This window comes from Chlorogloeopsis sp. ULAP01, from assembly GCF_030381805.1.
GTDB lineage: Bacteria > Cyanobacteriota > Cyanobacteriia > Cyanobacteriales > Nostocaceae > Chlorogloeopsis.
Map to the genome: position 1 here is coordinate 439951 of NZ_JAUDRH010000004.1, position 14162 is coordinate 454112.

The window sequence follows — 14162 nt, forward strand, 5'->3', positions numbered from 1 at the left end:
TACACACGTATTAATTATTGAGAATCGTAAGTCTCACCTGAAATATTTTGACTTTTTAGGCTTGAGTTTAGAAGAGTTTATTTTGTTCAGGTCTAGTGGTCATATTTTTGCAATCACAGATTAATAAAATCATCTATCTGTGTGGAGATCTCATAATGTCCGATTTCTATCAAAATAAGCGATAGGGATTAGAAACAGATAGTGAGTGTTAAGCATATTTTCTTCTTAGTGGCTATATTGCTATTCTCGACTATTTTGAAATCGTCCCTCAATCCTACTGCGGGATACTTAATTTTTGGTCAAGCTAGGTAAAAGTTAGTGAACAAATCTAGCAAACAGGAAAAAGTTGTGAGCTTTTTGCTCATAACCCTTGATGCTGACGGTGGCAATCGAGCTACTCTGAGTTTAGCCCAGGGTTTTGTCGAACGCGGCTTGGCGGTAGATATTATTGTTTTAAAGGCAGAGGGAGAAGCATTGAAATGGCTCCCTCCCAAGGCACGATTGGTAGAACTTCAGTGTCGAAATCGGGGTTTATATAAGTTCTCGTATTTGTTATCCTTGGCACGGTATTTACGAAAAGTCCAACCCGACGCTTTAGTAACTGGAGATGATATTAACTACGGGTCAATGGCTAAGTACTTGGCAGGAGTGAGAACGCAGATTGTCATCAGTTCTCATACTATTTTGTCAAGTTTTCTAGAGAACAGTCCGTGGAGAGTAAGAGTCAGTCCGACAGCCTTTTTATTGAGAAATTTCCTCTGGTTTTATGGCTGGGCTGATGCCATAGCTCCCGTATCTCAAGGAGTTGCAGATGATTTAGAGCGGATGGCTGGACAACCCTTAAAACGTATGCGAGTGATATACAATCCAGCCGTAACTCCCCAACTGCTTGAACAAGCAAAAGAGCCGATAGAGCATGAATGGTTTGTGGAGGGAGCGCCTCCGGTGATTTTAGGAGTAGGGCGTTTGAGTCAAGAGAAAGATTTTCCGACTCTCATTCGAGCACTTGCGATTGTGCGCAAGCAGATAACAGCCCGGTTGATGATTTTGGGTGAAGGATATGAGCGATCGCGACTGGAAGCGCTAATTGCAGAGTTGGGTTTAACCTCGGAAGTTGCTCTACCTGGTTTTATCTTGAATCCTTATGCTTATATGTCCAAAGCTGCGGTATTTGTCCTGTCTTCTACTTTTGAAGCATTCGGTCTTGTACTGGTAGAAGCGATGGTTTGTGGTACTCCAGTCGTTTCTACAGATTGTGTTAGCGGCCCTAGTGAAATTTTGGAGGGTGGCAAGTTTGGTAAATTAGTGCCTGTCGGGGATGAAATAAATATGGCTAGTGCCATTATATCTACACTTAAGTATCCCACAGATATTGAAGCTTTACAACAACAAGCTCACAAGTTCTCTGTAGAAAATGCTGTAAACGGCTATTTAGAACTAATTAACCAATATTAATGATGCGATCACATACTTTGGCTAGGTGAGCCAGAGTTAGTGTAAACAAGCGATCGCCTTTTTTTACAACTGCGGAGGGCAAATTCTAGAGATCGGTTTAGAGATTGTTCAAGACAGTTAATATCGTACTAAGTGTAAAGCGAGTTACGAAAAGTAACTATGCTTGAAGCCTTTACCAATGACAAATGACAAAGGACAAATGACGATCCTAACCCTTACGGGTACCCTACCTTGAAGCCGCCCTAGCCTGCGGCAAGCACGGGCGTCTACGCCAGTTCACGCCAGTCGCTACCCTCCAGGAAGCCGCCCTGACGGGCGTCTACAAGTCGGCAAAGCCGACGACAGTTGCTACAGCGCGCTTAACCCGCGCATCGCAGTGGCTCACTAGTTAGCTTTATTTGTATCGACCTACTTAATCTTTCTTCTTACTATTCTCTTCTTCGATGCTCTTACGCAGTTCAATAAATTGCTTTCCTGCTGATGTTATTTTTACATAGTTAGAAAGATTATTTCCCTTATAAGGGATATCGCGAATTTCTTCTATATCATCTATGTAACCTATATCTCGTAGGAAATATAGTTCCCTTTCTAATTTTGCTGATAAATCATAATTACCATAGCTACCAGAGTTAATTTTTTGGAGAGTTTTATACATTGATTCTGGCATTGATAAAATAAATAACTTATCAACTCTATTCTTAGTAGTAGACATTTTTTTGTTGAGAGAATTGATTTTGTTGTCTATTTTATCTCGGTCGAATGTCAGTGCTACTACATCATCTGCCCGTGGCAGAAAAAACATTAATAGAGCAATAAAAATCAATGCTGCTATAATTAATACCGAACCTCGTCCCGAAAATAACATCACCAGCAAAATGCCTTCAATGAAAGCAAGGCATGAAAAAGCAGCCCACCATTTTGTGGAATATTCTTGAGTCATTACTTACTCTCCTAAGAAGTTTCTAGAGAAGTATTTTCTTCGGTTAAATTTAATTATAGTTTTAATTTTTAGAGATGATTAAGTTAAATCTTATGATGTCTTGATAATAGAAAAATCAGTGATAAAAAAAGTATAAATGCTTAAAATATTTGAGAAAAGAGAAAATGTTAAAAAAATAACTAAAATATTAGGAAAAATTCAATATAATTAAACTAAAAATATAGATGTTCGACTTCTCAAAGAAGTTAGGTATTTTACAGAATGAATTTTACTTTAACTTTGGTTGTTCTACTTAATGCATTTCATAGATGAGCAAAACCACTTGTATTAAATCTACTGAATTACCCATGATAAAAAACTGCATCTATTAACGAGAAAATCTCCAAGTATATGTGGCTCATCTTGTGCGAAGAATAGAGAACAAATTTACTGTAAAAATCTAATGGTGAAAGGATAACGATAATGTTGTCCTTTGTAGGCTTTTATTGCTGCAAAAATTACTAAAATTAATTGCATTAGCATTAATAATAAAATTAAGATACCTAAAAAAGTTAATAATGTATTAAAAATTATTTCTAATTGTTGCGATTTCATGTCAGTTGTCAAAGCAATTCCACAGGTTGTAAAAACTAAAAATAAGGAAATAATAATGACAACTAAAGTATAAATTGTCAGCGAAAGTTGAAAATTTAAAGCTTCTTTTCCTTGGAAATCAATCCAAGGGTTTTGTGCCTTTTTCCATCGCCAAATGATGAGCGGCCCTAATAAATTGAGTAAAGGTAGATATAAAGGTATTTTGAGCAATACTAATAAAGCCAATGGTATCCATAACAAAGCTGAGAGATGACAGAGCATTGCCCAAATGCGTATTTGCTTATTGTCTTGTTCTCTCATTGATTTTTTGGTGGATATATATAACAATTTTCCACCATAATAGTAGTATGTAACAATCTAGACAAAACTTAAATTCTGAGAATTTCTTGATCGTAGTTTTCAGGAAGCGGTTCTATTTCTCAAACCATACCTTCACCAGGTTATAAGATAACTTCTACAAACAGTTGTTCTATAGTTGTTGTGGCGATATCTCCGTTGTTAGAAAAAGGTTGTAAATTTTCAGTGAGTAGTTTTAGTTTAAAACCTCCAGGAATAGCTGCTCCTGGTGCTGTGTTGTACAATTCAAAACGCCAAATAGTTGTATCTGATTTGCTTGTTGATATAATGCGCAATCCACACGATCGCTTGCATCGTAGTTGCCGTGACTTTTGAGTTGTTCGTGTTTGCAATAACCCCAAATATCTAATATACCGATCATCTGGTTCGACTTAAACTGCCAGATATTAATCGTCTGCCCAGCTAGAGATATCAATCTATTATTGTGGAACTCGCAATTCACTATTATCTATTGCTTCGCTAGGAACCAAAATTAAACGTATGGCGTCTATTCAGATTGCGCATCCATTTACCAGCTCCCAAAAGCTAGGTAAAGCAGTGGTACTTGTCCAAAGCTTTGCTTGAGTAGTAAAATTTTGTTGTAACTACGGCAAGATCACACTCAGGCAAAGTTTATTCAAGTAGGCTTCATAGCAGGATGTGGGACGGGAAAAAGATGAAATTGCAAGCCACGCTTAATATTCAACTTCGACAGGTATCTCTAAAATTAGCTCCTGTGGAGAAGCAAAAGTAAATAAGGTAGAGGGGAGTAAGAGCTTGGGAGATTGAAGAGTGGAAAAGGGGGAGAGTAGGAGAAGTATTTAGAATTTTACTCCTTTTTCCTGTCCCCTAACGCGATCGCTACGCAGGTGCAACAAGGGCAACAATCTGGAGGAGTTTTATTAGCACCGTTGCAACCTCTCCGAATAAAGTACGATCACATATATAGCGGATTGCAAGTTAATGAAGCACATCCCTCTCTAATACTAATTCTCCAAAAGGTGATTATAGATAATGACGACACGTAGGGTATGTTGTCGCGAAACGTAAGGCAACGTTTTCAAAGGTTGGGTGCGTTAAACTAAAGTCATAACACAACGAAGGCAGTTTTGCGGTCAGAAAATCTACACCGCAAACTACCTCCCATACAAATACTTAATTTTTTCAGTCATCAACCGGATTCCTATATTTTGTTGAGAAGCTAACTTATGGAAAAGCAGACTTGTTATTATTTCAATGTATAGAGGTATTAAATTGTACTTTTGTGTACCTTGAATTTTTGAGGTTAGATTAACAGAGCTCAAGTTAAAAAAACAAACTTCCATTCTGTATTTACTATATTTTAAGTATAGTTACTCAATATAAATATAATAAATAATACAAAGCTTCTAATATTAGCAAGTAATCAATAAAATATATCCAAAACTTAACATATTTTATAAACTTTTTTTCCGAAATATATTACCGAGCCATTGTAGTATTAGCATTAAAATACCGCATTGGTTAGATACACTTATGTTTGATAAGGATTTTCGTGCCTTGACAGGCAAAAAAACATCGGTCAAATTAGCGTGTCTTATAGGAATTGTTGGTGTCACAACATTAATAAGTTCTCCGGTTTTAGCGAGAAGATTCTTTCCACGCTTTGCTTTGTTTCAACCGTCAGCTTATAAGAACTATCCCTATCGTACCTCTAACAGTACCATTGCAGATACTCTTACCAAAGATAAAAAATTTGCAAATCTGGTTGATGAATTGAAAGAGGCTGGGCTTTTTGACTCGCTAAAAAAACCGGGTTATTTCACGATTTTTGCTCCAACAGATAGTGCCTTTGATTCTTTACCCGATAACGTCTTCAAGCGATACAGCCAGCCAGACAACCGAATTAAAATTTTAAAATATCATTTGGTCTCTGGTGAAATCACTCCCAAGCAAGTGAATAGTGGGACAATCAAAACTGTGGAAGGCGCAGAGGTTAAAATCAGCGATCGGGCTGATGGCACAGTTCAGTTAAATAATGCGATCGCCAAACATCCCTCTACTACTACCACGAATGGTGTGATTATTGAAATTGACCAAGTACTCATCCCGGATGATTTTTAGCGTTTAGTTAATAGCATTTCTCACTCATGTATTTACAATGTAGTCTTTTTCTCGTTACCAGTATCCTCATTTCACGGTGGTAACGAGAAATATTTCCTATTAAGTTCCTAGACAGAATTAATTACACAACATTATTTTCCCCAACCTTGTTTGTTCCCTATCCCTTGTCTCCTGTTCCCTGCTCCTTATTGCCAGTTGCCGACAACAACAAAAGGAGCCCAGAAATGGGGATTACTGTACTGTTTATCTTTAAGAAGAGTTAGTTGTGCTTGCTGGAGGGCTTGTGCTTTGTTGAGCTTTGTCTTTTTGGCTTGTTCTAACTGGCTATACAATTCGCCCATGAATTTAGCAGTACTTTCATCTTGCACTGACCATAATGTTGCAAGTGTACTACGAGCACCAGAGCGCACCGCAACCCCCGCTAGTCCTAAAGCAGCTCTTTGATCGCCAATAGCTGTCTCGCAAGCACTGAGAACTAGTAATTCTATTTGTCTGCGCGGTTTGAGTGTATTGTCTTGTAGTAAGCTACCCAACTGTTTGACATTAATGCGTCTATCCCAAAATAGAATAAAGGTATCTTCAGCATTGGAGCTAAATTGAGCATGAGTAGCTAAGTGAACAATTGGAAAAGCAGAGTCATCAATCTCAGTTTGAATCTCTTTGCTAGTAAATTGATTGTCGAGAAGAGACTTAGTTGAAATTCCCAGCTTCTTAATTCGTTCTAGTTCTAAAGGTACGTTAGGCAACGGTTCAAAACCTTCGTGTGCTGGTAAATCATTGCGAACTTGGCTTAATCCTGCGGTTAAAGCTTGAATCTTAATGTCTGCTAGGGGTTTGGGGTTGAATAGTTGCAAACCGGGAGTCAAAGCGATCGCATACTTTTCTAATAAATAATTTTTGCCATCGTGCAGCACAGCCATAGGAATGTTTCGTAGTTCTCCATCTAGCACAAACACTAGAGTTTTGGCTTTACTGCTTGCCAAGTCTTTTTCTAAAGGTCGAATTAGCCAATTATAAACTGTTTGGTAGTAAGGCAAAGATTCTTCAATATCACTTTGAGGAACCCTCAGAAAACGCTGCATCTGTTCTACAGTCTTATCCAGTTCCGGTTTAGTAATCTTAGTTGTATAAAGCTGTGGAGATTTATTTGGAAGACTGAGAATTACCTCCAACCTATCTGGCAAAATAATCGGATAAATAACTGCGGCGCTAGCATCTACTTCATCAATATTTCTGGGATTTGCCTCTACACAAGCTTCGCGAAAGAAATTGTTGATTTCAGCCAATTGCAGAGATTCAATCACATCACGAGCTTGAGTAATCCGTTTTTGACTTTCTTCATTTTTTCCCGCTTTCTTTAGGGAATCAGCATACTCCAACTCTAACTCGACTAATTGTCGATAAATCGGTTCGACAGTATCTCGAAAAGAAAACTGTACTTCTGGATTCACCGCTACTAAATCGCTGCGCAATGACTGCAAGGCGTTATAAGCTTTGGTATAGGCAGCGATCGCATCTGGAATTTCTTGTTGGGCTTTACGTATCCTACCCAGTTGCCAAAAATACTGATAGCTTATCTGTGGCGCTTCTAGGCTAGAAACTTTACTCAAAGCTTGATTCGTGAATGTTGCCGCTTGTGATAAATCCTCCTTATTCCCGCTCCTCTCATACAATGCACCACGATTTCCTAAAGCATAAGCTTCGGCTTGATTGTCTCCCAAACTTTTAGCTTGTGCAGCAGAGCGAGTTAAAATTTGGTCAATATCGTTAAAACTAGGAAGTTGAGAATTAGCCTTTAATTGGAATTTTTCTGTTTGCGCTAATCTTACTAAACTCTGAGCTAAGTTGATTTGCTGATAAATTCCCGTGCGACTTGGTGGTAAGTTACTGAGTTGAGAATTCAAAGATGTCCATAAAGCTTCTGCTTCAGAAAATCTTTTCAGTTTAAGCAAGAGACTGAGTTGATTTAGTTGTGCTTGCTGTCGCGTAATTGCAGATTTACTAAGCTTAAGTACTTGACTATAAGCATCTAACGCTTTCTGGTCATAATTTTCTCGTCTACGACGTACCCTTTCACTTTCAGCTAAAGCTTTTGCCGTGTTACCTATACTCAGATAAGTAGCAGCTTGTTCTTCCGGGGAATTCAATTTTTGCACTAAGTTTAAACTGCGTTCCAAAACAATTTCTGATTGTTCTGGTTGACCAATAACTCTTAGCAGTTCGCCTAAACTTCTCAATCCCAATATGACATTTAAAGAAGGTGAATTGCTAGTACTTTGTTCAAACTTTGTTCTTAACTCTTGAGAACTTAATTGACTGAATTCTTGACAATTTTTAACCCCTACTTCTTGATTTAAAACTTCCAATAAATTATTGCAAGCACGGGGATAAAGACCCAAATCTTGCATAGCTTGAGCTTGATTAATCTTACTCTGGTCTAATTTGTTTGATTCATTGATTTGACCATAGATTTTTGTCGCTTCTTGCCAATTACTGAGAGCATCTGCTGCCCGTCCCATTTCTCTGTACAAATTGCCTTGAATATCTAATGCTTGAGCTAAGATTTTTAATTTCTCTTGGCTCTGGGGTTGAATCTTCAGCACAGATAAACTATCTTCACTGGCTTTTTTAGCTTGCTCCCATTGTCCTAATTGTTGATAAGTTAAAGAAAGATTGCTCAAAGCCATTGCTTGGTTTAAGCTATCTTTTTGAGTAGCAAAGGCAGGCACTGCTTTTTCCCATAAATCTGCCGCTTCTTGAATCTTTCCAGAGCGATATAATTGAATAGCTTTGTTAGCTAATTGTCTGGCATCTTGCTGAGTTTGTACAATCGAGATTGCTGGTGGAATTGTGGCGACTACAGGCGGAGTTACTGCTGAAAAAAGAAACAGCAAACTTGCCAAAAATAATGAACGTTTTTTATAAATTCTTTTGACCGAATTCTTTAACTTGCGAATAAAAACGGTTTGAGTAAGCCGCATATTATAATCTCCATCTCCACTTAGTTTAAAAAATTCACAAATCTTAAAAAGGTGCGGGGCAAGCCGCAGTAGTTTTGGAAGAAGTGCGTTGGGGAAGATTAGTAGCAGTGGGGTTGTAGGCTGTGAGAACTACATCACCTTTTTGATTGAACACCCATCCTTGAGCGGGAACAATCTTTTTGGCACTCAGCTGAGTAGATGAGTGATTAATTTTTATACTTTGAGAATTACCTCTACTGCCGACAGGCTCTACCCAATCAACACGAACATTGTCATTACTGAGCATTTCATTCGGATTAGGTGGTAAACCACCACGTCCAGTGATGATAAATTCGCTACTACCACCTCTTTGACAGGGATTTTGGGCGATCTGATCTTGGGGATCTACGACAGTCTCTGGTAATTCCACTAAACCGCGACTAGGATCAACTTCTGGAGTGTTGAGAGTCACAGTACCACTCAAGCTCGGATTTTGTTGTGAAACAGCAGTGATATCGTTGGTTGGTATCTGTCTTGGATCTAAATCGTTGGGACGCAACCTTTCTAAGTCTTGGCGACTGCGAGGTACAAATCCAAAAATGCCAGCAGAGTTGATCGTCACTTTACCTCCTTGCCCGGTGAAAGCATTGGCGGTGATATCACTGTTTTCGTTGGGTGGGGCAATTAAAAAGCCATTTGGAGAATTGATAAAGATATTGCCACCGTTACCACCGCCAGTTTCTGCTGTACCTGCGGAGGTAGAAATCTCACTATTGCGGCGCATAAATAAGTAGTCGCGGATGTTGAGAGTGATATTACCACCGTCACCTCCCCTGGCAGTAGCTGTGATGCCCCCTCGATTGTCTAGTTTGATGGTGCGAGCTTTGATTTCTAAGTTTCCTGCGGGTTTGTTATTTTCGCTGCTGACGGTTATTTGTCCTTGATCCCTAACAATTAATTTGTCAGTATCAAGTATCAATGTACCACCGTTACCTGTACTATCTGCTGTCGCTCTTGCACTGATTGAACTCGTGAATCTACGGTTGGTTGTTTTACCAAAAACTTCACCGGATACTTCTATATAATCCTTAGCAGTGATTCGCAATGTACCTGCATTGCCATCACCCTCAGTAAATACTGTTATTGTTCCTCCATCTCTAACGCGTAATCTATCAGTTTCTATGGTTACTGTGCCGCCAAAATCGCCTTTGGGTGGAGCCGTAGTTTCATCCTCATCTACTTGAAAACCGGCAAATATACCCCCCTGAAAGAAGTCAGCCTTGCCTGGTGTGTCATAGATGTCGATATCAGAAGCACGAATCAGTATATTGCCTGCATTACCTTTACCGAAAACAGCAACTTGGATTTTGCCACCATCACCAACACTTAAACGTGGAGTTTCAACTGTTATGTTTCCCCCGTTACCTTCTCCTTGTCTATTCACTTGAGAAAACAAGCCAGCAGGGTTTCTAATTGGTGGCTTTTCAGGATCTGGATTGCTTCTAAAGACTTTGCCGATGATTTCTACTGACTCGGTAGCGCGAACTGTGAGATTGCCTGCATTTCCTTTACCAAAGACTGAAGTTCCTACTTGGGCGTTTCTAATCACCAAGTTTTTCGTCTCGATAGTTAAGTCTCCGCCATTCCCTGTGGCTCCTGTTTCTACGCTAGCCCTTAAAGAAGGATCTACATCGGGCTCTCCTGTGCCAAGCACTTCTACCAAGTCACTAGCTCTTATGAGTAGGTTGCCAGCATTTCCATTGCCAAGTGTACTAGTTGCTAGTATAGATGCATCTCGTATACTCAAACGTTTAGTATTGATCGTCAAATCTCCCCCTTGACCGATAGCCCCTCTTAGGACAAGAGAACCCAAAATACTGCCACCTATGACTTCTACTGAGTCAAAAGCATTAACAGTCACATTTCCTGCATTTCCTTGACCTAAAGTATAAGTTGCAATCTCTGCGCTATCAGTAAGGGTTAATCGTCCAGTATCAATGTTTATGTTTCCTGAATTACCTACAGCCCCAAAATTCACAAAGTTGTAAATAAAGCTATTTGCTACTGTTGTCTCACTAGCATTTAATGTGATGTTTCCCCCCTGACTACTAGTGGAACCTGAATTTTGCCTTATCCCTGCGTATAAACCACTACCTACCAAAATATTTAACTTTCGAGCATTGATTGCAATATCGCCTCCATCACTAGCAACTACAGAAGCGATCGCCTCATTGTTAAACAATACATCCCCTCGCGCTACACCATCGGGAAAACTCAGGCTGCCATCAGGATTTATTCCCACTGTTCCTGCTGTTGACAATCCCCCTATCTCAATTCTTCCTCCTGGTGCGAAAAGAATAGCGCCATCTAAGCTAACGTTACCGCCTACCAGTGCTAAAGACTTTCCCGGTTGCACTTGAAGAAAACTACTAAAAACACTATCACCCACTACAGAACGATTAGTGGTGATGTCTCCCGGATTATCCCGAAATCGCAATCCTACGGGAATATTTACACTCAACAGTGGCGCTTGCGGGTTGGTGGTGCTAAATTCAAATCCATTGTCAAATACTACACTGCTGGCTGTACTGCCAAAAAATGAACCGCCCAAATCTAAGCGGGAATTAGGGCCAAATACAATTCCATTCGGATTAATGAAGAAAAGATTCGCGTTACCCAAAACACCAAGTGTCCCTCGAATGTTGGAGGGATTGCCACCTGTGACGCGAGTGAGAATATTTTCAATTCCAGCCGGATTGGAAAAATAAACTCCCCTATTTTCACCAACATTGAATTCCGCAAAACTGTGAAAAAGGTTTGAGCCGCGAGTAGTCCCATCATCGATGCGATCGCTTACTATACCCCTGATCTCAATATCACGAGTAACGCTGGTTCTTCCTGTGGTATCGAGACTGTTATCTTCGACAATTTGGGCTGTGGCAGAACATATTGGTGCAAGACTGCTGATGATAGCTAGAGGTAAGGTGAAGAAAAAGAGCGATCGCCAAGCATATCCTATTTGCCAACGGTATTTAACTGAAATTGGTTGACGATATGCAGGCGATCGTTTGTTAATAACTTCTTTGTTATCATCTAAGTAATTCCCGAATAAAACCGCATAATTAAATAACATAATAGACTCCTCATTCTTACTCCTAATTGAAATATCGACAAACCTTAAAAAGGTGCGGGGCAAGCCGCAGTAGTTTTAGAAGAAGTGCGCTGGGGAAGATTAGTAGCAGTGGGGTTGTAGGCTGTGAGAACTACATCACCTTTTTGATTGAACACCCATCCTTGAGCGGGAACAATCTTTTTGGCACTCAGCTGAGTAGATGAGTGATTAATTTTTATACTTTGAGAATTACCTCTACTGCCGACAGGCTCTACCCAATCAACACGAATATTGTCATTACTGAGCATTTCATTCGGATTAGGTGGTAAACCACCACGTCCAGTGATGATAAATTCGCTACCACTACCTCTTTGACAGGGATTTTGGGCGATCTGATCTTGGGGATCTACGACAGTCTCTGGTAATTCCACTAAACCGCGACTAGGATCAACTTCTGGAGTGTTGAGAGTCACAGTACCACTCAAGCTCGGATTTTGTTGTGAAACAGCAGTGATATCGTTGGTTGGTATCTGTCTTGGATCTAAATCATTTGGACGCAACCTTTCTAAGTCTTGGCGACTGCGAGGTACAAATCCAAAAATGCCAGCAGAGTTGATCGTCACTTTACCTCCTTGCCCACTGCCAGCATTAGCAGTGATATCACTGTTTTCGTTGGGTGGGGCAATTAAAAAGCCTCGGTAATTTGGGTTGTCATTGATAAAAATATTGCCACCATTACCATCGAGTGCGGTAGCAGAGATAATACTTTCACCTACCATCAGCAGGTAATCTTGCACATTTAAATAGATATCACCACCACTTCCTGAACTGGCTTCGGCTGTTATGGTTCCCTTATTCTCCAAGCGGAGAGAATCTGCATTGATGTTGAGATTTCCTGCAAAGCCTTGTCCTCGACTTCTCACAGATATTCCTGCTCCGTCTTGAATTTGTAAAGTAGGAGTGTTAACTGTTATGTCTCCCGCCGTTCCTGTTGAACCTGGTTGTGCTGAAGTGAATAAGCCACTAGGAAACTGACCTGTGACAGAGATACCAGCTAATAGCACTTTGTTAGAGGCATTTACTGTTAGATTGCCCCCGTTACCTGCGCCAAAAGTGCCAGCACCAATCTGTGCTCCATCGCGTACTATTAAAGTGGCTGTGTTGATTGTCAAGTCACCAGCTGTTCCTGTTGAGCCTGGAAGTGCTGAAGTAGAGAGCTTAGTGGGAGATTGACCTCTGGGTGAGGTACCTATGATTTGTATTTCCTCTGTAGCATTTACTGTTAAGTTTCCCCCTTTGCCTGCACCAAAAGTATCAGTTGTTATTACTGCCCCATCCCGAACTAGTAACTTACTTGTATTAATAGTTAGATTTCCTGCTGCGCCTGTGGCTCCTTCCTCAGATGAAGTAGTCAAACTACTAGCAAATAAACCACTGGCTGAAGTGCCAATTACTTGTACTTCCTCTGAAGCGTTTACTGTCAAATTTCCTGCTGTGCCACTGTCAAACGCTCGGCTGGATACGATCGCACCTTCTCGTATAGTAAATTTTTGAACATCAATACTAATATCTCCGCCAGGTGCAGAGGTAAAGGTATTGGCTCTGACAACAGAGGCTCTGCCTATATCTAACTGGGAAGCACGGATAGCGATGTTACCTTTCTCTGCTAGGACTGGGATACCACTGTTATCTTCAATGCTAATATCCACAAAGCTCCTCGAAATTTGGATATTCCCAAAATTTGTCACACCTTGATAATTTACTGTCCAGCCTTGGTTTGTTGGGCTTAAATTAACTAGACTATTTCCTGCAACACTACCCAGTTCAATTCGTCCTCCTGGAGCATTAAGAAAAGCACCGTCTAAGTTTATGTCTCCACCCACAAGTGACAAAGTTTTACCAGGAGGTACGATCAAACCAAGCCCCCGCAAACTACTGAGGAAACCACCAGCCCCTTGCACGGCAATACTTTCTGGTTTTGCTCTCATTTGCAAACCCACGGGTATACTAACAGTCAACAGTGGTGTGCTCTCAGCAATTTTGGTGCTAAACAAGGAACCATCGTTAAATAGGATGCTATCCGCAGTACTGCCAATAAATGATCCACCAATATCTAAGCGGGCATTGGGGCCAAATACAATTCCGTTCGGATTAATGAAAAAAAGATTAGCATTACCTAAGACACCTAGTCTTCCCAGAATATTCGAGCGATTTGTACCTGTAATGCGAGTGAGAATATTTTCAATCTCAGCCGGATTGGAAAAATAAACTCCTCTGTTTGCACCGACATTGAATTCCGCAAAACTGTGGAACAGATTTGAGCCGCGAGTAGTGCCGCCATCTATGCGATCACTTGTTATACCCCTAATTAAAACATCACGAGTAATGCTCGTTCTGCCTGTAGCATCGAGACTGCTATCTTCAACAATTTGGGCTGTGGCAGAACATATTGGTGCAAGACTGCTGATGATAGCTAGAGGTAAGGTGAAGAAAAAGAGCGATCGCCAAGCATATCCTATTTGCCAACGGTATTTAACTGAAATTGGTTGACGATATGCAGGCGATCGTCTGTTAATATCTTTCTTTGTATTGCTTACGTAATTCCCGAACAAAACCGCATAATTAAGTAACATAATAAACCCCTCATTTTTACTCCTACGAG

8 protein-coding genes are annotated in these 14162 nt (G+C 40.2%); 2 read left to right on the forward strand and 6 right to left on the reverse strand.

What is annotated here, in order from left to right; genetic code table 11:
- Positions 1-318: 318 nt before the first annotated feature.
- Positions 319-1455: a glycosyltransferase gene (locus tag QUB80_RS10480; RefSeq protein ID WP_289789432.1), complete on the forward strand. Its 1137-nt coding sequence runs from the start codon at positions 319-321 to the stop codon at positions 1453-1455.
- 412 nt (positions 1456-1867) lie between these two features.
- Here the strand turns inward: QUB80_RS10480 and QUB80_RS10485 are convergent, their stop codons facing one another.
- The 3 genes from QUB80_RS10485 to QUB80_RS10495 all read right to left on the reverse strand — a co-directional run bounded on the left by QUB80_RS10485 (position 1868) and on the right by QUB80_RS10495 (position 3678).
- Complete coding sequence (locus QUB80_RS10485) at positions 1868-2395, reverse strand: hypothetical protein (RefSeq protein ID WP_289789433.1); 528 nt, start codon at positions 2393-2395, stop codon at positions 1868-1870.
- A 426-nt stretch (positions 2396-2821) separates the two neighbouring features.
- The gene (locus tag QUB80_RS10490; RefSeq protein WP_289789434.1) at positions 2822-3289 is read right to left on the reverse strand and encodes a DUF4870 domain-containing protein; all 468 of its coding nucleotides are present in this window, start codon (positions 3287-3289) and stop codon (positions 2822-2824) included.
- Between the two features lie 140 nt (positions 3290-3429).
- Positions 3430-3678 (reverse strand): DUF1822 family protein, encoded by a 249-nt coding sequence (locus QUB80_RS10495; RefSeq protein ID WP_289789435.1) that lies wholly within the window; start codon positions 3676-3678, stop codon positions 3430-3432.
- Positions 3679-4840: 1162 nt separating this feature from the next.
- On the opposite strand from QUB80_RS10495, the gene QUB80_RS10500 reads away from it, so the two are divergent.
- Positions 4841-5428 carry a fasciclin domain-containing protein gene (locus QUB80_RS10500; RefSeq protein ID WP_289789436.1) on the forward strand — a complete coding sequence of 196 codons (588 nt, stop codon included), beginning with the start codon at positions 4841-4843 and terminating at the stop codon, positions 5426-5428.
- A 185-nt stretch (positions 5429-5613) separates the two neighbouring features.
- Here the strand turns inward: QUB80_RS10500 and QUB80_RS10505 are convergent, their stop codons facing one another.
- The 3 genes from QUB80_RS10505 to QUB80_RS10515 are packed head-to-tail and all read right to left on the reverse strand — an operon-like array spanning position 5614 to position 14133.
- Positions 5614-8409 carry a CHAT domain-containing protein gene (locus QUB80_RS10505; RefSeq protein ID WP_289789437.1) on the reverse strand — a complete coding sequence of 932 codons (2796 nt, stop codon included), beginning with the start codon at positions 8407-8409 and terminating at the stop codon, positions 5614-5616.
- 43 nt (positions 8410-8452) lie between these two features.
- On the reverse strand, positions 8453-11521 hold the full coding sequence (locus QUB80_RS10510) for a beta strand repeat-containing protein (RefSeq protein WP_289789438.1): 3069 nt from the start codon (positions 11519-11521) through the stop codon (positions 8453-8455).
- A gap of 44 nt (positions 11522-11565) precedes the next feature.
- Positions 11566-14133, reverse strand: a complete 2568-nt coding sequence (locus QUB80_RS10515) for a beta strand repeat-containing protein (RefSeq protein WP_289789439.1) — start codon at positions 14131-14133, stop codon at positions 11566-11568.
- Positions 14134-14162 lie beyond the last annotated feature (29 nt).